A 19,440-nucleotide genomic window follows, 5' to 3' on the forward strand; every position below is an offset into this window, starting at 1 on the left:
CTCACTCCTCTTCTTCTGTGTTCTGCACCGGCCCCTTGGCGCCCTTGCCCGGCTTGCGGGCCTTGGGGTCACGGGGGCCGAGCGATTTGCCGCGCCCGGGCACGGGCTCGGCGATCTCGTCGGCGGGCGGCATCTGCGGCGCCAGGCCGGACTTGCCGCGCCGGAGCGATTCTGTGACCAGCGCGTCGGTCAGCACCAGCCGCGCCTCGGCGATCAGGCGCATCGGGATCGCGACATCGCGCTCCTCGTCGGCCTTGGCGTCGTCGCGGCTCAGCAGGGCGTCGGTTCCGCTGGCGCCTCGCAGGATGCCGCGGAAGCGCTTGCGCCCAGCGAAGGGCTCGCTGGTCTCGATCTTGGTCAGGTGGCCGGCCCAGCGCTCGAAATCGCTCGGCCTGACCAGCGGCCGGTCGATGCCCGGCGACGACACTTCGAGATGATACGCCGCCTGGATCGGATCGTCGACGTCGAGTGCCGGCGACGCTGCCTGGCTCACCGCCTCGCAACCCTCGACGGTCATGGTGCCGTCCGGGAGCTCGGCCATGATCTGGACGGTGCAGCCGTTCTGGCCGGTGACGCGCACGCGCACCAGCCGGTAGCCGAGATCCATGATCGCCGGCTCGACGATTGCCGCGACGCGCGCGGCGACGCCGCTCTCGACGACGATCCGCTCTTCCTGATCTTGGCTGTTCTGCTCGACCATCCGTATGGCTCGCCCGTCTCCCGCCGGCTCCAAAAAAGACTCATGGGCGGTTCGGCCAATAAAAAAGAGCGGGCCGGTGGGCCCGCTCTTGATCGCCGGCTTACACCGAAACCAGAGCTGTTGGCCGCTATCTAGTCCCGTTTCCGCGATCTTGCAAGCCTGTCCTCGATTTCGACGATCCTGCTAACGGGCTGGTCATTCTTCACTGCTACGACGTCGGGATGGTGTGTCGCGAGGTTGCGTGATGAGTCCTGTCGGTGCGTTGTTGCGCGATCTCGAGACGACGATGTCGCGCGGCTCGACCGATGAGCGCGCCGTCATCCTGTCACGGCTGACTGATCTCTTCCTCAGCACGGCCAAGGACATGGGCGAGGACCAGGTCGGCGTTTTCGACGTGGTGATCGGCCGCCTCGCCCGTGCGATCGAGATGAGGGCGCGCATCGAGCTGGCCGAGCGGCTCGCTCCCGTCCCCAATGCTCCCAGCGGCGTCGTCCGCCAACTCGCCCTCGACGAGATCGCCGTCGCGCGGCCTGTCCTCGTCGCCTCGAAGCGCCTCAGCGATCATGATCTCGTCGCCATCGCAGCTGCGAAGGGGCGCGACCACATGCTCGCCATCACCGAGCGGCCGGATCTGGGCGAGCCGGTCACCGATTTCCTGATCCTGCGTGGCGGACGCGTCGTGAGCCATGCGGTCGCCGCCAACCAGACCGCCCGCTTCTCCCGCCATGGCATGGGCGTCCTCGTCATGCGCGCTGCCCAGGACGACGCCCTGCAGGCGACGCTGGGCTCGCGCGCCGACATCCCGGCCGATCTTGCCGAACAGCTGATGGCGGCCGCCAAGACGTCGGCTCGCCGTCGGCTCGAAGCTTCGCTCGAGCCGTCCCTGGCTGGTGCCGTCGCCGGTGCGGTCGAGCGCGGTGCCGAGGCCGTATCGGTCCAGGCAACCATCGGCGATGAATTGGGCCGGTTCGGAAAGGCGCTGGCGGACGTCAAGATCCTCGATGAGGCCGGAAAGCTCGACGAATCGGTGGTCGCGCAATATGCGATCTCCGGCGCGGTCGAGCATGCGATCTGCGGCGTCGCCACGCTGGCGCGGCTCACCTTGCCGGCGACCGAGCAGATCGTGTTCGGGCCCGATCGCGACGCCGTCCTGCTGGTCGGACGCGGTATGGGCTGGTCGTGGGAAACGACGAGGGCGCTGATCAGCCTGCGCAAGGGCGACGGCAAGTCCGCCCCGGTGCTGGAGCGGGCGCGGCAGAGCTTCCGCAACCTGACGCCGACGACGGCGCAGCGCGTGCTCGGCTTCCTCAGGATGCGCGACGGCGCGCAGTCAGATAGCTCGGCACTCGCCCGGCCTTGATCGCCTTGGCCTCGTAGCGAGTGCGGACCCAGCCCGGATAGGGCTGGCGCCAGTCGGCGGCATTTTCATCGACCCAGTCGAAATCGGGCGAGGCGATGAGACGCGCCAGCGTCCAGCCGACATAGTCGTCGATGTCGCTGGCGAAGCGGAAGCGCCCGTCCGGCCGCAGCGCCCTGGCGAGCAGCGAAAGTGTCCGCTCCGAGACGAAGCGGCGCTTGCGCTGGCGGCGCTTCGGCCATGGGTCCGGGTAGAGCAGGTCGGCCGCGTCGATGCTGCCGGCCGGAAATTGCGGCAGGAGCAGCGCTGCGTCGCCATCCCAGAGCCGGATGTTGCGCAGGCCCTCCTGTTCGATCACGGCCAGGAACTTGGCCATGCCGTTGATGAAGGGCTCGACGCCGATGAAACCGATCTGCGGGCTCTCGCGCATGCGCGCCAGCAGGTGCTCGCCACCGCCGAAGCCGATCTCGAGCCTGACCGCTTCGACGGGAATCGGGAAAAGCGCCTTCAGATCGGGGATCGGCCCGTCCGGCAGGCGAAGCGCCGGCAGGGTTTCGGCGATGCGCTCGGCCTGGCCCTGGCGCAGGCCCTTGCCCTTGCGTCGGCCGAAGAAGGCCCGGTCTGGATCGTGCTGCTCTGTCATGAGGATGCCTTTACGGCGAGCGGCCGGAAAGAAAAAGGCCGGGGCGTCGCCCCGGCCTTGATGTTCGCGCGGACGGGTGGATCAGGCCACGGCCTTCTTCAGCGCGTCGACCAGATCGGTCTTCTCCCAGGAGAAGCTGCCGTCCCGGCCAGCCTTGCGGCCGAAATGGCCATAGGCCGCCGACTTGGCGTAGATCGGTTTGTTGAGGCCCAGATGCGTGCGGATGCCGCGCGGCGTCAGGTCCATGACATCGCCGAGCACGCCCTCGAGCTTGGCCTCGTCGACCTTGCCGGTGCCGTGCAGATCGACATAGATCGACAGCGGCTTGGCGACGCCGATCGCGTAGGAGAGCTGGATCGTGCAGCGCTCGGCGAGCTTGGCGGCGACGACGTTCTTGGCGAGATAGCGTGCAGCATAGGCGGCCGAACGGTCGACCTTGGTCGGGTCCTTGCCGGAGAAGGCGCCGCCGCCATGGGGAGCCGCGCCGCCATAGGTGTCGACGATGATCTTGCGGCCGGTCAGGCCGGCGTCGCCGTCGGGGCCGCCGATCACGAACTTGCCGGTCGGGTTGACGTGCCAGACGGTGTCCTTCGAGATCCAGCCATCGGGCAGGGTCTGACGGATGTAGGGCTCGACGATCTTGCGGACATCGCCCGAGGACAGCTTCTCGTCGAGATGCTGGGTCGAGAGCACGATCTGGGTGACGCCGACCGGCTTGCCGTTCTCGTACTTGACCGTGACCTGGCTCTTGGCGTCGGGGCCGAGCTTGGCGGCCGCGCCTTCGCCGGCATGGCGGGCCTTGGCGAGGACTTCGAGGATCTTGTGGGCGTAGTAGATCGGAGCCGCCATCAGCTCGGGCGTCTCGCGGCAGGCATAGCCGAACATGATGCCCTGGTCGCCGGCGCCGACATCCTTGTTGCTGCCTTCGTCGACGCCCTGGGCGATGTCGGCCGACTGCGGATGCAGCAGCACGTCGATCTTGGCCTTCTTCCAGTGGAAGCCGTCCTGCTCGTAACCGATCGCACGGACCGCCTTGCGCGCGGCGGACTTCACCTTCGACTTGATCTGCTTCTCGTCGAGATGGGTGCGGACCTCGCCGGCGACGACGATGCGATTGGTGGTTGCGAGCGTCTCGGCGGCGACGCGCACCTGCGCCGGGTCATGGCCCGCCTTGATCGCCTCCTTGAAGAACAGATCCACGATCTCGTCGGAGATCCGGTCGCAGACTTTGTCCGGGTGGCCTTCGGAAACGGACTCGCTGGTGAAGAGATAGTTCTGGCGCGACACGGTCGGAGGATCCTTTTCAGGGCTGCGAAATCGGCGCCGGCGGAGACCTGCGCCCGGATAAAAAAGGCGCAGCGTCTTTTGCAGCGGAAAGGTTCGCCGTCAAGGGAAGAAATTTTTTTGGAAGACGCTTCGTTCGTTAAGGCGAACAAAAAAATGCAGAATCAAGGCATTTCGCTGGAGTCGCCTGCCAGAGCCTCGACGAGATCGATCACCCGCCGGCGCACGCGCGGGTTCTTGATGCGCACGAACGCCTTGGACAGCTGGACGCCCTCGCTGGTCGTGAGGAAGTCGGCGACATAGGTCGTGGCGGATGCATCGGCAAAGCCGCCGGCGGTTGTCTCGCCGCTCGGGGCACCCTCAAAGAAGAAAGCGACAGTCACACCCAGCATCTTGGCGATCTGCTGCAATCGACTCGCGCTGATCCGGTTCGTGCCCTTCTCGTATTTCTGTACCTGCTGGAAGGTCAGGCCGAGCGCCTCGCCGAGCTTCTCCTGGCTGACGCCCACCAGCATACGTTGCATGCGCACGCGGCTGCCGACATGGCGGTCGACCGGATTTGGGAGCTTCTTCAGCATGTGCCGTTCACCTCTTGCCTTACTCAACCGCACTTCTGGTCGCGCGTCTACCGCCGGCTCCGGACGGAAACGTATCAATATGCGTTGATTCTTGGCCCGACTGCGCAGAAAATGATGGGGCCAAGGAAGGCGGGGCATGTCGGGACGGCATTTCAACGCGGGACGCGACGCACTCGATTTCATCGATCGGCTGGGTACGCTCGACGATCCGGGTGCGGTGATCGCTGCCTTGCGCGACAAGCTTGCGAGCTATGGTTTCCACGCCTTCCTGATTACCGGCCTGCCGGAGATCGGCGACCGGATTGATCCGCTCGTGCTCCTCAACGGCTGGCCGCCGGGCTGGTTCGAGCTCTATCTGGAGAAGTCTTTCTCGGATTGGGACCCGATCGCGGCCCATTGCAAGACGACGATCGACCCCTTCGCCTGGGCCGATGTCTATCAGGACGGCGGCGCGTCCGCACGCCAGCGCGAGGTGATGCACCGGGCGCGCGACTTCAACATGGTCGAGGGCTTCTGCGTACCAATCCACGGCGAGTCCGGCTTTCAGGCCGTCGTCACCATGGCGGGAGACCGGCCCGATCTGTCGCGGCAGGCCCGCTCGGCCATTCACCTGATGTCGATCTACGCCCATGGCAAGGCGGCGGATTGTTTGCGGCCGGCCCGTCTCGAACATGTCCTGACAGTCCGCGAGCGCGAGGTCCTGACCTGGTTCGCGATCGGCAAGACGACCGAGGGCGTCGCCGAACGACTCGGCGTCTCGGCCGGGACGGCGGAGGCGCATTTCGAGAACGCCGCCAGGAAGCTCGGCGTGAGGGGTCGCACGCGGACCGTGATCGAAGCCTATCGCCGGGGCGAGATCAGCATCTAAGGCGTGTTTCGTAGCCGCGGGACCACTTTTGCGATAGGAACAACCGCTCGAATCCGGTCGAATTCGACCGCTTCTTCCGGAATTCCGGAATACCCATGAAACCTGAATGGAGCCAGCCTGCGTCCCTCAAGGAAGGGGAACGCGGCGATGATCCATGTTGTCGATGCCGGCAATCGGCATCTCTATGGGGCCGAACTCGAGCAGCATTTCAAGATTCGGCATCAGATCTATGTCGGCGAGCGCAAATGGATGGCGCTTGAACGGCCCGATGGCCGGGAGGTCGACCAGTTCGACACCGCGGACGCGACCTATCTGCTGGCGATCGAGACCGGACGCGTGATCGGCGGCACGCGGCTCGTTCCCACGACGTGCCCGCATCTGATGGCGGATGTCTTTCCGTTCCTGGCCGATGTGCGCGGGCTTCAGCGCGGCAGCGACATCGTCGAATGGACGCGCATCTTTGTCGTGCCGGAACGGCGCGGCAGCGACAGCAAGGTGCTGCACACCGTTCTCGCCGGCATGTTCGAGCATTGCCTGGCCAATGACATCGCGGCGATCACGGTGGTGATGGAGACCTGGTGGATGCCGCGTTTCCTGCAGCTGGGCTGGGAGGTTCGGCCGCTCGGCCTGCCGACGATGATCGACGGCATGAACTGCGTCGGCACGATCATCACGGTGAGCGAAGAGGCCTACCGTCGCACGCTCGCTTTCAAGAACATCGAGGGGCCGGTCATCCTGCCGCGCCGTCAGGCCAAGCGGACTCCGGGCGAGAGGAGGATCTCGCATGTCTAATCAACATGACACCGGCAGCAGCAGCCGCGACAAGATCGAATACGCGCTGGGATTGCTGACCAATCTGCTGCGTAACCAGCCTGTGCATCAGGAACTGGTGGACGTCGCCTACCGCATGGACCTGCCGGACGAGCTCTGGCTCGCCGTCCAGATCCTTTCCATGTCGGAGCCGGATCAGTCGAAGCTCAGGGATTTCCTGCTGATGAACCCCAGCCCGCAGCTGCAGCGGGTTAACCGGAGCACGCTCGTGCTGACACAGGAAGCCGCGCCGGCCCTGCACTAGGGCCTGCCGGCAAGAACGGCGTCGATCGGCGTATCGAAACGCGCCCGGCGGCCAGGTCGACTGACCTGGCCGGGTCGGGACAAGCCCATGCTTGGCGCGAGGGCAGAGCCTTATTGCTCGATGGTCTCGATCGGCGTGTCGCCGAGTGATTCGACGAGATCGACGATGCGGCGGCGCACGCGCGGGTTCTTGATGCGCACGAAGGCCTTGGTCAGCTGGACGCCCTCGCTGGTCGCAAGGAAGTCGGCGACATAGGTCGTGGCCGATGCATCGGCGAAGCCGTTCTCCATCGTCTCGTCGGTCGGTGCGCCGTCGAAGAAGAAGGCGACTGGCACGCCCAGCATCTTGGAGATCTGCTGCAGCCGGCTCGCACTGATCCGGTTCGTGCCCTTCTCGTATTTCTGGACCTGCTGGAAGGTCAGGCCGAGCGCCTCGCCGAGCCGTTCCTGGCTGACGCCGGCGAGCATGCGCCGCATCCGGACGCGGCTGCCGACATGGCGGTCGATTGGGTTGGGTACTTTCTTCAACATGTCTCGCCGGTCCCCTTAATTTTCTCCGTCCAGACCTGTCGGCGGCCTATTGAAGGCCAGGCGCCACCGACCATTCGGCGGTCTTCCCGTAAGAAAGTTCCAAATGGGATCACCGTCTCCGCATTAATACTCCAGCGAGCATTAAGCTGGCAACTACACCTGCAAAGAAAAGGTCGCCGAAGCGTGAATAGGGCGTAGCCGGTCCTGTCCGCGGCAGTGAGGTGTCAAGGACGCCAGTCTCGCCGAGTGGCAGTGCCGCGCGGATGCGCCCATAGTGATCGACCACAGCCGAGATGCCGGTGTTGGCCACGCGTACCAGCGGCAGGCCCTCCTCGATCGCACGTAAGCGCGCCTGTGCAAGATGCTGATAAGGCCCGCTGGTCTGTCCGAACCAGCCATCATTGGTCAGGTTGAGCATGAACCCGGGCCGCGGGCCGCTTGGCATCGCCGCGCCCGGGAAGATCACCTCGTAGCAGATCAACGCCGCGGCCGGCGGCAGCCCGCGAATCGGCAGCGGCGTGCGTCGGCTCCCCGAAGCGAAGCCGCCGGGGATCGAGACGAACTCCGACAGCCCGACGGCGCGAATCAGCCGATCGAGGAAGGGCGGCAGATATTCGCCGAATGGCACGAGATGGACCTTGTCGTAGCTGCCGGTGATCGTGCCCTCGTCGTTGACGACCTGGATCGAATTGTAGATCGGCGGCCGGCTCTCGCCCGGCAGGGTCTCGCCGGCTCGGGCTGCGCCGGTGATCAGCGTCGTGTTCGGCGGCAGCAGGGCGGCGATCCGCGCCAGCGCCTGCGGCGTGCGTCCGAGCAGGAAGGGAAAGGCCGATTCGGGCCAGATCAGATGGGTCACATCCTGCACGCCCGTCGTCGCCGGGCTGGTCGCCCGGTCGCTGAGCGCAAGATAGTGCGACAGGATCATCTCGCTGTTACGCGGGCTGAACTTGGCGTCTTGCGGCAGGTTCGGCTGCATCAACCGCAGCTTGACGCCGCTGACCGCCGGGACCGGCTCCGCCGGAATCCGCCAGGCGCCGAAGCCCGCCATGACAACCAGCATGGCAGCTGCGAGCGCTGGCACGCGCCAACGGTCCGCATCGGTCTCGCCCGTGCAGAGTACCGCCGGGGCTGCGCCGATCGCGACCGCGAGGATCGTAAGGCCATAGAGCCCGATCAGGCTGGCGCTCTGGGCAAGCCAAGCCGGCCCTGCCAGCATCATGCCGTAGACGTTCCAGGGGAAGCCGGTGAGGACATGGCCGCGCAGCCACTCGCTCAGCGCCAGCGCTGCGGCCAGGACCAGGATGCGGCCGGCGCCGGTCGGCCAGATCGCCCGCGCCAGGGCGAATCCGGCGGCCGGGAAGATCGCGAGGAAGGCGGGCAGGGCGACGACGCCGAGCGGCATCGCCCAGGCGAACTTGTCGGCCTCGACCAGGAAGGCGGCGCCGAGCCACCACAGCCCGGCGAGATGATAGCCGAAGCCCCACCACCAGCCGATGGTCGCTGCCGCCCAGAGGCGCCCGCGCCGGCTTTCGGCGACGGAGCCGTCGATCAGCCAGACCGCGGCGGTCATCGGCACGACCATCAGCGGCCAGAGGTCGAGCGGGGCCAGCGCCAGCGCGCCGCTCGCTCCGCAGATGAGCGCGATCAGCCGGCGCGGCCAGCCCCAGGCGAGGATGACGCGGTCGGCCAGCGCCGAGAACTTGGTCATGCAGCGTCCGGTGCGGCTGGCGGCTCCGCCGCGACCGGATCGCGGCGATGGATGCGCAGGCGCTTGACCCGGCGCGGATCGGCGTCGAGCACCTCGAATTCGAGCTCCTCCGGCCCCTTGATCAATTCGCCGCGGACGGGGACGCGCCCGGCCAGAGTCACGATCAGGCCGCCGAGCGTGTCCACTTCCTCGGCGACCTCCGCGCTCGACAGGTCGATCCCGGTCGCCTGCTTCAATTCGTCGAGCGTGGCACGGGCGTCGGCGATGAAACGGTTCTCGCCGGCAGGCGCGATCGCTGGCGCCTCATCGAGATCGTGCTCGTCTTCGATATCGCCGACGACGATCTCGACGAGGTCCTCGATCGAGATCAGCCCGTCCGTGCCGCCATACTCGTCGATCACCAAAGCGATATGGGTGCGTGTCGCCTGCATCCGGACCAACAGGTCGACCGCCGGCATCGAGGGCGGCACATAGAGCACGGGCCGCAGGATCTTGGCCTGAGCCAGCGTCATCGACAGGTCGATGGCGCCCAGGCTGGGTCCGGTGCCGGCTTCCGCTTCACCGCGCACTTTCCGGCCGGGCTTGGCACGGGCGGCGATGAAGTCGAGGAAGTCGCGGATATGGATCATCCCGCGAGGGTCGTCGAGCGACTCGCCATAAACCGGCAGGCGCGAATGACCGGCGGTGCGGAACAGGGCGAGCAGGTCGCCGAGCGTCGCTTCCGAGGAGACTGCGATGACGTCGGCGCGCGGCACCATCACGTCGGCGACGCGGCGCTCGCGCAGGCTCAGCACGTTCGAGAGCATCGCCCGCTCTTGCGGCGAGAGGTCGGTCACCCCGCCGCTGTCCTGCGCCAACGCCTCGGTGATGTCCTCGCGGATCGAGCCGCCCTGGCGCAGGCCGAGCTTGTCGAGGAATTGTCCGAGCCAATGCGAGAGGCCGCGGCCGCTCGGCTCCGAGGATGAAGAAGATCGGGTGTCGTCGCTCATGACGCTGGCTGGGGCTTTTGGGTCTTGGCCGCTGGGCGGGGCTGGATGGGCTCTGGATCGGAGCCGGCATAGGGATCGGAGATGCCGAGACGGGCCAGCGCCGCGGTCTCGAGCGCCTCCATGCGCTCAGCCTGCTCCTCGGTCTCGTGATCCTCGCCGACGAGGTGTAGCAGGCCGTGGATCACGAGGTGGCTGAGATGATCGCCGAAGGATTTCTCCTCGCTCTCGGCCTCCCGGGCGATCGTCTCGAAGGCGAGCACGATGTCGCCGATCACCGGGCTCGACGCGATCCGCTCAGGCGGCGCGGCCGGGAAGGAGAGGACATTGGTCGCCTTGTCGAAGCCGCGCCAGTCGCGATTGACGATGCGGATGCGCTTGTCGTCGGTCAGGAGCAGGCTGAGTTCCGCCTCGGCCTGCGGTTTGACCGGGGCCAGTGCCAAGGCCGCCTCGATTGCAGCCAGAATCCGCGGGCGCAGGTCGTCGATCTCGCGCCACTTCCGCGACTGTATGCGGATATCGAGCGTGGGCCCGCTTGGGTCAGGCTCCGGAGCTTCGGTTCGCGGCGCTGTGCGCCGCGAACGAGGTCGGTCGGTCATCGCGGCCGCTCCCGCGACAGCATGCGCTTCAGCCCGTCGGCATCGCCCTCGACGGGCGCATCCGGCGCCGGCAGGGCGGCGAGCCGCGCCTCGCGCTCGTCGCGTTCCTTCCGGGAGGCATCCTCATAGGCCATGACGATGCGGCGCACGAGCGCGTGGCGGACGACGTCGCCCTCCTCGAAGCGGGCATGGCCGACGCCCTCGACACCCGAGAGCAGCCTGACCGCCTCGACCAGACCGGAGCGCTGGCCTGGTGGCAGGTCGACCTGCGAGGGATCGCCGGTGATGATCATGCGCGAGCCCTCGCCCAGGCGGGTGAGGAACATCTTCATCTGCACCGAGGTGGCGTTCTGCGCCTCGTCGAGCAGGACCACGGCATTGCTCAGCGTGCGCCCGCGCATGAAGGCGAGCGGCGCGATCTCGATCATGCCGGTTTGGAGCGCGCGCTCGACATGGCGCGCCTCCATGAAGTCGTTGAGCGCGTCGTAGATCGGCCGCAGATAGGGATCGACCTTTTCGCGCATGTCGCCGGGCAGGAAGCCGAGGCGCTCGCCGGCCTCGACGGCCGGGCGCGACAGCACCATGCGCTCGACCACACCCTGCTCGATCAGCGAGACGGCGTGGCCGACCGCGAGCCAGGTCTTGCCGGTGCCGGCCGGGCCCTCGGCGAGGACGAGCTCATGACGCTTGAGCTGGCGGAGATAGGCGTCCTGCGCCGCATTGCGCGCCCTGACCGGGCCGCGCTTGCGTGTCACCACCGCATCGAAGGCGGCCTTGCCGGCATTGTCGGCAGGAAAGAGCGAGCGCTGCACATTGCTCTCCTCGATCGCGCCGTCGACCTCGCCGAGATTGACGGCGGCGCCGGTCTTGGCGCGGGCGTAGAGCGTGCGCAGCACGCGGCTCGCCTGCTCGGCGGTCTCGCGTGGCCCCTTGATGGTGACGTGATTGCCGTTCGGGGCGACGACGACGCCGAGGCGGCGCTCCAGATGCGCCAGGTTCTGATCGTAATGACCGAAGACCAGGCCGGCGGTCTGGTTGTTGTCGAAGGTGAGCTCGACTTCGGCGCCGGGCAGGCCCTCGCGCGTCAGCGGCTCGTCGCGGCGTGCGCCGCGCTCGGCTCTCGGATTGAATTGATCGGCCTGGGCCAATGCCATTGTCTCCATTGGGAATGAGTCGGACAGGCGCAGTCAGAAACCTTCACCGCAACGCCGACGCCATCGCACGCTACGCACTCGAACCTTCTCAGGCAGCCAGACCCGGCCGCTCCACCGCACGGCCGAACAGCGAATTCGATCCGGCGCGCTCGATCAGGACCATGACGCGGTCGCCGATCCGGTGCGTCGCGCTCTCGATCTGGACCGCCTGCATATAGGGCGTCTTGCCGGCGAGCTGGCCAGGATGGCGGCCGCTGCGCTCGAGCAGCACCTCGACCGTGCGCCCGACCATGGCGTGGTTGAACTCCTGCCTGTGGCCCTCGACAAGGGCCTGCAACCGGTGGAGACGCTCGTCCATCACGGCGAGCGGGATCTGCTCGGAAAGCTCCGCCGCCGGCGTACCCGGGCGCGGCGAGTATTTGAACGAATAGGCCGAGGCGAAGCGCACATCGGTGATCAGCCGCAGCGTCTCCTCGAAATCGGCGTCACTCTCGCCGGGGAAGCCGACGATAAAGTCCGATGAGAGGGCGATGTCGGGCCGCGCTTCGCGAATCCTGTCGATCACCCGGCGATAGTCGTCGCCAGTGTGCTTGCGGTTCATCGCAGCAAGGATCCGGTCCGAGCCAGCCTGGACCGGCAGGTGCAGGAACGGCATCACCTGCGGCAGGTCGCGATGGGCGGCGATCAGTTCGTCGTCCATGTCGCGCGGATGGCTGGTCGTATAGCGGATGCGGGCGATGCCCGGCACCTGCGCGATCCGGTGCATCAATCGCGCCAGGGTCCAGATGCCGCCACCCGGCCCCTCGCCATGATAGGCGTTGACGTTCTGGCCGAGCAGCGAGACGTCCTGCACGCCCGCTTCCGCCAGCCGTTCGACCTCGGCGATTACCTGTGCGACCGGCCGCGAGAACTCAGCGCCGCGGGTATAGGGCACGACGCAGAAGGCGCAGAACTTGTCGCAGCCTTCCTGCACGGTGACGAAGGCCGAGACGCCGCGGGCGAGGATCGCCGCCGGCTTCGGCGCCGGCAGGTGGCCGAACTTGTCCTCGGGCGGGAGTTCCGTGTCGACGACACGGCGGCTCTTCGCCTGCGCCAGCAATTCCGGCAGGCGGTGATAGGTCTGCGGGCCGATGACGAGGTCGACGGCTGGCTGGCGCCGCTGGATCTCGGCGCCTTCCGCCTGCGCGACGCAGCCGGCGACGACGAGCGTGGTCTCGCGACCCTGCGCTTTGCGCTCGCGCTTCAGATCACGCAGCTTGCCGAGCTCGGTATAGACCTTGTGCGCCGCCCGCTCGCGGATATGGCAGGTATTCAGCAGAACGAGGTCGGCGTCATCGGGCGTCGCAGTCTCGACATAGCCCTGCTGGCCAAGGACGTCGGCCATGCGCTGGCCGTCATAGACGTTCATCTGGCAGCCATAGGACTTGATGTGGACTTTCTTCATCAACGCTGATCCGGCCTCAACCGCGTCTCCTTATCCCAATCGCCCCGAGCATGGGAATCATATCGCCGCCGACACTCGCCACGCAATATCCGGGCCGCAACAGTCCGCAGCCGATGCGAATCTGACTCAGGCGCGTGACCGACCCGTGACGGCCTCCTGCCGCGCCCGCCGGATCGCGATCTCGGCGAGGCGTGTCGCTTCCTTGCGCGAGAGCTTGCGGCCCATCCGGATCGGCTCGCCCCAGGCGAGCTCGACATCGATCGCACCGGCATTGATCATCGCCTGCAAATGCGGCGCGAGTTCGGTGTCGCCATACCAGGATAGCGCCGAGCGTTCGACGCGGCCGCCGCGCAGGCCGTGGAAGCCGGTATAGGTGATGCAGAGCGGGTAGACAGTTGTCTCGGCCTCGTCCGCCCCGCGCACGGCTTCGTGAGCGGCTCCGAGCAGCGAGGAACGGAGCGGCAGGACGCGCGTGCCGTCGCCTGTCGTGCCTTCGGCGAACAGCACCACCGATTGCCCGTCCTGCAGCCGCTTGCCCATCTCGCTGGCGACACCCGCGGTGGCGCCGCGGCGCATCCGGTCGATGAAGACGGTGCGCTGCAGCGTCGAGAGCCAGCCGATCACCGGCCAGGTCGCGACCTCCGCCTTGGCGACGAAGGAGAGCGGCCCGGTCGTGCCGATGACGGGGATGTCGAGCCAGGAGGTGTGATTGGCGATGATCAGCCCGCCCTGTCCGACCGGCGGAGCCGCGCCGCGCGTGGTGATGCGCACGCCAAAGCAGCGGCAGCCCAGCTTCTGGAACAGGCGAGTGAAGTAGAAAGGCCGACCGAAGCGCATCGCCACGAGCTGCGGCGGGATCAGGATGAGTGTGCCGAGGACGAGCAGCGCGAGCCGCGCCATGGCGCCGGGACGGAGGCCTTTCATGCTGAGCCGTTCATTCTCTGCGCTGGCGCCCCGCTTCTGCGGCCCCGGCTATAGTGGGGCTTTCCGCGGGCGTCTACTTCGCCTGGCTCAACCGAGATCGCGCCGCATCACCAGCGCCGCGACGCGGCTGCCGTCCGGCTTCGGATAATAGCCCTCGCGCCGCCCGACGGTCTCGAAGCCGAGCCGATGGTAGAGGCCGATCGCCGGCGCATTGCCCTCCTCGACCTCGAGGAAGAGCCGCGCTACGCCGCGAGCGGCCAGCTGCGCCAGATGGGTTGTGAGCAGTGTCTGTCCGAGCCCGGACCGGCGCTTGCCGCCAGCAACGACGATGCTGAGAATCTCCGCCTCGTCGACGGCTATGCGCGACATCACGAAGCCGCAGGGCTCGCCAGCGCTGCCGATGAACACGCCGTCCGCAACGATCGACGGGTCGGCGAGCAGCGCGGCGCATTCGCCGGGCTCCCAGAGCCGCGCGAAGCCGCCCTGGTGATGCAGGGCCGCGACCTGCCTGGCATGGCGGACATCGAGCAGACCGGTGCGGCCTGTCGCTGGCCGGCGCCTGAACAGGGATTGGAACCAGTTCATTGCCTGCTAGCGCCGCGGCAGCCGGGCGCGATCCTGCGGCGTCGTTTCCGGCGCCTTGAGATAGAGCGGGCGCGGCGGTGCGCTCTCGGGGTCGGCGATCAGGCCGAGCCGCGCCACCCAGGTCACGTCGGGCGCCTTCGCGTCGTCGACGACGAGCGCGTCGAGGCCGATGGCCCAGGCCTCGTTGGCGACGGCAAGCGCGGCCGAGCCGACCAGCGAGACCGGGCCGGCGCCGATGGCGCGGGCGGCGTCACGATGGTTGACCTGGCGGACCGAGACGAGCTGCTTGCCCTGCGCGTTCAAGGCCTGGAACCAGACCTGACCGTGCTTGGCGTCGACCGCGGCTGCGACGACGCGTCCACCCTCGCGGCCGATGAAGGGCGCGGCGCTGGCGGCCAGCGTCGAGACGCCGATTGCGGGAATGCCGGCGGCGAACGCGATCGCCCGCGCCGCGCTGATGCCGACGCGCAGGCCGGTATAGCTGCCGGGGCCGATGGTCACGGCGACGCGGTCGAGCGAGGAAAAGCCACCTTCGGTCTTGGCCATCACGCGCTCGATCATCGGCATCAGCGCTTCGGCATGGCCGCGCTCCATCGCGGTCTGCTCGATCGCGACCGGAACGGGATCACTGGTGTCGAGCACACAGGCCGAGCAGGCTCCGAGCGCGGTATCTATCGCGAGGATGCGCATCAGGGCTTAGGTCCGGTCTGCGATACGGACGGCGATCAAACCGCCTCGACCTCGCGCACTTGCGGCAGGAAATGGCGCAGCAGATTCTGGATGCCGTGCTTCAGCGTCGCGGTCGAGGACGGGCAGCCCGAGCAGGAACCCTTCATGACGAGGTAGACGGTGCCGTCCCTGTAACCGCGGAAGGTGATGTCGCCGCCATCGCCGGCGACCGCCGGGCGGATGCGGGTCTCGAGCAGTTCCTTGATCGTCTCGACGGTCTCGGCGTCTTCGTCGGCGAAGAACTCATCCTCGCTCTCGGCGAGCGCGTCGATCGGGGCGCCGGCGCTCATCAGCGGCGCGCCCGACATGTAATGTTCCATGATCGCGCCGAGGATGGCGGGCTTGAGATGCGGCCATTCGCCCTCGGCCTTGGTCACGGTGATGAAGTCCGAGCCGAAGAACACGGCGGAGACGCCCTTGACGCCGAACAGGCGCGTGGCGAGCGGCGAGCGTTCGGCAAGTGCCGGGTCGCGCAGTTCAATCGGCCCTTCCGGCGAGACGCTGCGGCCGGGCAGGAACTTCAACGTGGCGGGGTTGGGCGTGGCTTCGGTCTGGATGAACATGTCTTGTCTCCGGCGCCGGCGGGTCAAGGCCGCCGTTCCTGTTCCCGATATAGGCCGGACGCTGGAATGATTCCAGCAGTTGCGACCTCAGCTCAGGCCAATGCGTCGATTTCCTCGTCGGCGAGATGGCCGGGCACGATCGCAACCGGGATCGGGAAGCTGCCGGCCCCCTTGCCGGCGAGGGCGCTGACCAGCGGCCCGGGCCCGTCACGGCCGGTGCCGGCGGCGAGCACCAGCAGCGAGATGTCCTCGTCGGCCTCGATCAGCTTGACCATCTCGTCGGCCTTGATGCCGGTGCGCACGACCTTTTCGGGTTCGAGCCCGGCGAGCGAGCGCACGGCGGCCGCGGCCGCGTCGATCAGCTCCTCGGCTTCCGCCTCGGCGTCGGCCTGCACCATGTCGCCGACACCGAGCCAGGTCTCGTCCGGCGGCGGCGTGATCACACCGAGCAGAACGATCGATGCGCCCAGACGGGCACAGCGGCGCGCCGCGAAGCGCACCGCCTTGGCGCATTCCGGGCTGTCGTCGACGACAGCGAGGAATTTCGGGCGATGGCCCGTCTCGTAGGACCGCCGTCTCTTGACCATTGCTGCCTCTCGCCGCTTCGAGGACGTGTCATGGTGACAGGCGCCGCAAGGTCAGCGCAAGCCTCCCTCGCGGTACTTGCCGGATCAGCGCCGGCGCACGAAGCCGGTGATGTCCTTGACGTCGAGCATGATCGGCGCGGCGATGGCGGCGGCGCGGTCGGCGCCGTCGCTGAGGATGCCGTCGATATGGCTGGGATCGGCCAGGAGACGGCGCATCTCGCCGGCGATCGGCGCGAGCTTGCCGACCGCGAGCTCGACCAGCGCCGCCTTGAAGCCGGAGAACTGGCTGCCGCCGAACTGGCCGAGCACCTGCGCCTTGCTCTCGCCGGAGAGGCCGGCATAGATCCCGACCAGGTTCTCCGCTTCAGGCCGGCCCTCCAGCCCCTTCTCCTCGGAGGGCAGCGCCTCCGGGTCGGTCTTCGCTTTGCGGATCTTCTGCGCGATCATGTCGGCATCATCGGTCAGGTTGATGCGCGAATAATCGGATGGGTCCGATTTCGACATCTTCTTGGTGCCGTCGCGCAGGCTCATCACCCGCGGCGCCGGGCCCTGGATCATCGGCTCGGGCAGCGGGAAGTAGCCGAGATCGCCGGTGCCGAGGTTAAGCTCGGCGATACGCTCGGCGAAGTCGTTGTTGAACTTCTGGGCGATGTCGCGGGTCAGCTCGAGATGCTGCTTCTGGTCCTCGCCGACCGGGACATGCGTCGCCTTGTAGAGCAGGATGTCGGCGGCCATCAGCACGGGGTAGTCATAGAGCCCGACCGAGGCGTTCTCGCGGTCCTTCCCGGCCTTCTCCTTGAACTGGGTCATGCGGTTGAGCCAGCCGAGGCGCGCGATCGTGTTGAACACCCAGGCGAGCTCGGCATGGCCGGAAACCTGGCTCTGGTTGAAGATGATGCTCTTCTTGGGGTCGACGCCGGCGGCGATATAGGCAGCCGCGACCTCGCGCGTCGCGCGGGTCAGCTCGGCCGGGCCGCCCCAGACCTCGAGCCCCTGCGTGATCGCGTGCATGTCGACGACGCAATAGATGCAGTCATGGGTCTTCTGCATCGCGACCCAGTTCACCAGCGCGCCGAGATAATTGCCGAGATGGAGCGTCGAGGTCGGCTGCATGCCGGAGAAGACGCGGGGAGAGAAAGCGGCCATGGGGCGCTCCGTCGTCAGGGCGAAAAAAGTCTTGAGTCGGGGGTCGATCCGCTCAGGAACGCGGCGTTCTGACGGAAGCGCCGCGAAGGCGCAAGAGCCGCGGCGGCAGGACCACGTCGAAGGCGCCGAGCAGGAAGCCGGCGAGAGCGTAAATCGCAGCGCCAGCGCAGCACAGGAGCATCAGCGCGCAGGCGCGCCGCAAGGCCGGCTCGCCGGGGTCCAGCGCAGGAAGGAACAGTCCGATCAAGGCATTCAGCGCCAGCACCATGAGCGCGGCGGCGGAGAGGATGGCGAGGACGAGTTTGACATCCGCCCAGCGCGGCCGCCACAGCCCGGTTCGCAGGAGATTGGTCGCGAGGAGCCCCGCCTGGACGATGAAGGCGAGACTCGCCGCCAGAGCGCCGATCATCGCCGCGTCGCGCCAGCCGAGCAGGGCATAGCCGGCGAGTGCCGCGACGGCGACCGCGGCGAGGCCGGCTATCAGCGGCAGACGCGGCAGCCGGCGCACGAAATAGACCTGCCCGAAGACCTTGGCGGCGAGGGCGAAGGGCAGGCCGCAGGCGAAGGCCGCCAACGCGCCAGCGGTACGCACGCGATCGGCCGCGTTGAACTGCCCGTTCTCGAACAGCACCGAGACGATCGGCTCCGCCAGTACGAACAGTGCCGCAGTGGCCGGGATCGCCAGCGCCAGGCCGAGCGCCAGTGCCCGGCCGAGCAAGGCGTCGTGATCCGCCTGCGATATCTCGCCCGCCATGGCCGAGAGCACCACCGTGCCCATGGCGACGCCGAAAAAGGAGAGCGGCAGCTGGAAGACGCGGTCGGCATAGTACAGCGCCGAGACCGAGCCTGGCTCGGTCGAGGCGATCTGCGTCGAGATCAGCAGGACGAGCTGCGCGGCCGAGGCGGCGAGCAAGGTCGCCCCGCCTGTCCGGACCAGCCGCGTCATGTCGGGCGACCAGCGCAGGCTCGGGCGCGGCAGGCCAATGCCATGCAGGCGCCAAAGGATCATCGCGAGATGGGCGAGGCCGGTCAGGCTGAGGCAAGCAGCCAGCAACGTCGCGCTGGCATGGCTTTCGCCGCCATGGAACAGCGCGACCAGCAGGGCTGCGAGCAGGATCGCGTTCATCAGGGCAGGCGCCAGCGCCGCCACGGTGAAGCGCCTCTCGGCGTTGAGCAGCGCCGCGAGCAAGGCGGCGAGCGTGGTCAGCAGCACGAAGGGCAGCATCAGACGCGTGTAGAAGGCGGCGAGTGCCAAGGTCTGCGGTTCCTCGGCGAAGCCGCCGGCCAGTCCGAGCACGACCCAGGGCGCAAAAATCTCTGCCAGGACGACGAAGCCGATTAGCAGCAAGCCGAGCTGGCTCGCCGCCGCCCCGGCGAAGCGTTTTGCGTCGGCCTCGCCGCGCTCGGTCTTGATCGCGAGATAGAGCGGCACGAAAGGCGCGTTCAGTCCGCCCTCGCCGAGCACGCGCCTGACCAGATTTGGCAGCCTCAGCGCGGCGAGGAAGGCGTCAGCCACCGGCCCTGCGCCGAGCAGGCGGGCGATCAGCACGTCGCGGGCGAAGCCGAGCAGGCGCGACAGGACCGTTGCCGCGCCGACGACGAGGGAATCGCGGGCGAGGCGGGAGGACGGCTGCGGTGATTTGCCGTCTATGACCGGTTTCTCGGTCACAGCCCGAGATCCTCGCGCAGCCGATCGATCTGGTGCATCCGCTGATGCAGGACCGTGACGATGCCGATGTCGCCATTCGCCAGCCGACGCCAATAGATGACGTGACTCTCATAACGCACCATGAAGCCGTCGACGCCGAACTCGGCCGGAACCGGACGCGACATCGCGGCATGCGTATCGATGCGGTCGAATGTCTCGAACAGCCCCTCGATATAGCGCCGCGCCTGGTCTTCGCCCCAGCGATCGCGCGTGTGGCGGTAGATTTCGTCTAGGCGGTGTGAGGTCGCTTCCTGGATGCGAAAGGCGGCCAT

The 19,440-nt window shown here is 67.5% G+C and carries 22 protein-coding genes; 4 read left to right on the plus strand and 18 right to left on the minus strand.

Annotated features, from left to right (window positions below; all coding sequences use genetic code 11):
- Position 1: 1 nt before the first annotated feature.
- A complete protein-coding gene (gene rimP / locus AC07O0_RS14840; RefSeq protein WP_494624344.1) occupies positions 2–700 on the minus strand; it encodes a ribosome maturation factor RimP in 699 nt (232 codons plus the stop codon).
- A 244-nt stretch (positions 701–944) separates the two neighbouring features.
- On the opposite strand from rimP, the gene AC07O0_RS14845 reads away from it, so the two are divergent.
- Positions 945–2,060: a DUF2336 domain-containing protein gene (locus AC07O0_RS14845; protein ID WP_494624346.1), complete on the plus strand. Its 1,116-nt coding sequence runs from the start codon at positions 945–947 to the stop codon at positions 2,058–2,060.
- Here AC07O0_RS14845 and trmB read toward each other — a convergent pair.
- The 3 genes from trmB to AC07O0_RS14860 all read right to left on the minus strand — a co-directional run bounded on the left by trmB (position 2,008) and on the right by AC07O0_RS14860 (position 4,562).
- Positions 2,008–2,700 (minus strand): tRNA (guanine(46)-N(7))-methyltransferase TrmB, encoded by a 693-nt coding sequence (trmB, locus tag AC07O0_RS14850; RefSeq protein ID WP_494624348.1) that lies wholly within the window; start codon positions 2,698–2,700, stop codon positions 2,008–2,010. The two genes, AC07O0_RS14845 and trmB, sit on opposite strands and share 53 nt — an antisense overlap.
- A gap of 81 nt (positions 2,701–2,781) precedes the next feature.
- Positions 2,782–3,987, minus strand: a complete 1,206-nt coding sequence (gene metK, locus AC07O0_RS14855) for a methionine adenosyltransferase (RefSeq protein WP_494624350.1) — start codon at positions 3,985–3,987, stop codon at positions 2,782–2,784.
- A 161-nt stretch (positions 3,988–4,148) separates the two neighbouring features.
- Positions 4,149–4,562 (minus strand): helix-turn-helix domain-containing protein, encoded by a 414-nt coding sequence (locus AC07O0_RS14860; RefSeq protein WP_494624352.1) that lies wholly within the window; start codon positions 4,560–4,562, stop codon positions 4,149–4,151.
- Between the two features lie 136 nt (positions 4,563–4,698).
- Between AC07O0_RS14860 and AC07O0_RS14865 the strand changes: the two genes are divergently transcribed.
- The 3 genes from AC07O0_RS14865 (at position 4,699) to AC07O0_RS14875 (ending at position 6,505) form a co-directional block, all read left to right on the plus strand.
- On the plus strand, positions 4,699–5,430 hold the full coding sequence (locus tag AC07O0_RS14865) for an autoinducer binding domain-containing protein (protein WP_494624354.1): 732 nt from the start codon (positions 4,699–4,701) through the stop codon (positions 5,428–5,430).
- Positions 5,431–5,577: 147 nt separating this feature from the next.
- Positions 5,578–6,222 (plus strand): acyl-homoserine-lactone synthase, encoded by a 645-nt coding sequence (locus AC07O0_RS14870; protein ID WP_494624356.1) that lies wholly within the window; start codon positions 5,578–5,580, stop codon positions 6,220–6,222.
- The gene (locus AC07O0_RS14875) at positions 6,215–6,505 is read left to right on the plus strand and encodes a hypothetical protein (protein ID WP_494624358.1); all 291 of its coding nucleotides are present in this window, start codon (positions 6,215–6,217) and stop codon (positions 6,503–6,505) included. The genes AC07O0_RS14870 and AC07O0_RS14875 overlap by 8 nt, the downstream gene beginning before the upstream one ends.
- A gap of 110 nt (positions 6,506–6,615) precedes the next feature.
- On the opposite strand, the gene AC07O0_RS14880 is transcribed toward AC07O0_RS14875, so the two are convergent.
- The 14 genes from AC07O0_RS14880 to AC07O0_RS14945 form a co-directional block, all read right to left on the minus strand.
- Positions 6,616–7,035 (minus strand): helix-turn-helix domain-containing protein, encoded by a 420-nt coding sequence (locus AC07O0_RS14880; RefSeq protein ID WP_494624360.1) that lies wholly within the window; start codon positions 7,033–7,035, stop codon positions 6,616–6,618.
- A 109-nt stretch (positions 7,036–7,144) separates the two neighbouring features.
- Complete coding sequence (lnt, locus tag AC07O0_RS14885) at positions 7,145–8,743, minus strand: apolipoprotein N-acyltransferase (RefSeq protein ID WP_494624362.1); 1,599 nt, start codon at positions 8,741–8,743, stop codon at positions 7,145–7,147.
- The gene (locus AC07O0_RS14890; protein WP_494624364.1) at positions 8,740–9,732 is read right to left on the minus strand and encodes a hemolysin family protein; all 993 of its coding nucleotides are present in this window, start codon (positions 9,730–9,732) and stop codon (positions 8,740–8,742) included. The genes lnt and AC07O0_RS14890 overlap by 4 nt, the downstream gene beginning before the upstream one ends.
- On the minus strand, positions 9,729–10,247 hold the full coding sequence (gene ybeY, locus AC07O0_RS14895; protein WP_494624986.1) for an rRNA maturation RNase YbeY: 519 nt from the start codon (positions 10,245–10,247) through the stop codon (positions 9,729–9,731). Before ybeY ends, AC07O0_RS14890 begins: the two co-directional genes overlap by 4 nt.
- Positions 10,248–10,324: 77 nt before the next feature.
- The gene (locus AC07O0_RS14900) at positions 10,325–11,482 is read right to left on the minus strand and encodes a PhoH family protein (protein ID WP_454028884.1); all 1,158 of its coding nucleotides are present in this window, start codon (positions 11,480–11,482) and stop codon (positions 10,325–10,327) included.
- Positions 11,483–11,570: 88 nt separating this feature from the next.
- Positions 11,571–12,926 carry a tRNA (N6-isopentenyl adenosine(37)-C2)-methylthiotransferase MiaB gene (gene miaB / locus AC07O0_RS14905; protein WP_494624367.1) on the minus strand — a complete coding sequence of 452 codons (1,356 nt, stop codon included), beginning with the start codon at positions 12,924–12,926 and terminating at the stop codon, positions 11,571–11,573.
- Between the two features lie 126 nt (positions 12,927–13,052).
- Positions 13,053–13,850 carry a lysophospholipid acyltransferase family protein gene (locus tag AC07O0_RS14910; RefSeq protein WP_494624369.1) on the minus strand — a complete coding sequence of 266 codons (798 nt, stop codon included), beginning with the start codon at positions 13,848–13,850 and terminating at the stop codon, positions 13,053–13,055.
- An 87-nt stretch (positions 13,851–13,937) separates the two neighbouring features.
- Entirely contained in the window at positions 13,938–14,435 is a 498-nt protein-coding gene (locus AC07O0_RS14915; protein ID WP_494624371.1) for a GNAT family N-acetyltransferase, read from the minus strand.
- A gap of 6 nt (positions 14,436–14,441) precedes the next feature.
- Complete coding sequence (gene tsaB / locus AC07O0_RS14920) at positions 14,442–15,125, minus strand: tRNA (adenosine(37)-N6)-threonylcarbamoyltransferase complex dimerization subunit type 1 TsaB (protein WP_494624373.1); 684 nt, start codon at positions 15,123–15,125, stop codon at positions 14,442–14,444.
- Positions 15,126–15,160: 35 nt separating this feature from the next.
- Entirely contained in the window at positions 15,161–15,727 is a 567-nt protein-coding gene (locus AC07O0_RS14925) for a NifU family protein (RefSeq protein WP_494624375.1), read from the minus strand.
- A 92-nt stretch (positions 15,728–15,819) separates the two neighbouring features.
- Complete coding sequence (locus tag AC07O0_RS14930; RefSeq protein ID WP_454028890.1) at positions 15,820–16,314, minus strand: universal stress protein; 495 nt, start codon at positions 16,312–16,314, stop codon at positions 15,820–15,822.
- A gap of 84 nt (positions 16,315–16,398) precedes the next feature.
- A complete protein-coding gene (trpS, locus tag AC07O0_RS14935) occupies positions 16,399–17,460 on the minus strand; it encodes a tryptophan--tRNA ligase (protein ID WP_494624377.1) in 1,062 nt (353 codons plus the stop codon).
- Positions 17,461–17,512: 52 nt separating this feature from the next.
- A complete protein-coding gene (murJ, locus tag AC07O0_RS14940; RefSeq protein WP_494624379.1) occupies positions 17,513–19,129 on the minus strand; it encodes a murein biosynthesis integral membrane protein MurJ in 1,617 nt (538 codons plus the stop codon).
- Complete coding sequence (locus AC07O0_RS14945) at positions 19,126–19,440, minus strand: type II toxin-antitoxin system RelE/ParE family toxin (RefSeq protein ID WP_494624381.1); 315 nt, start codon at positions 19,438–19,440, stop codon at positions 19,126–19,128. The genes murJ and AC07O0_RS14945 overlap by 4 nt, the downstream gene beginning before the upstream one ends.

This window comes from Allobosea sp. GW821-FHT10B12, from assembly GCF_059415545.1.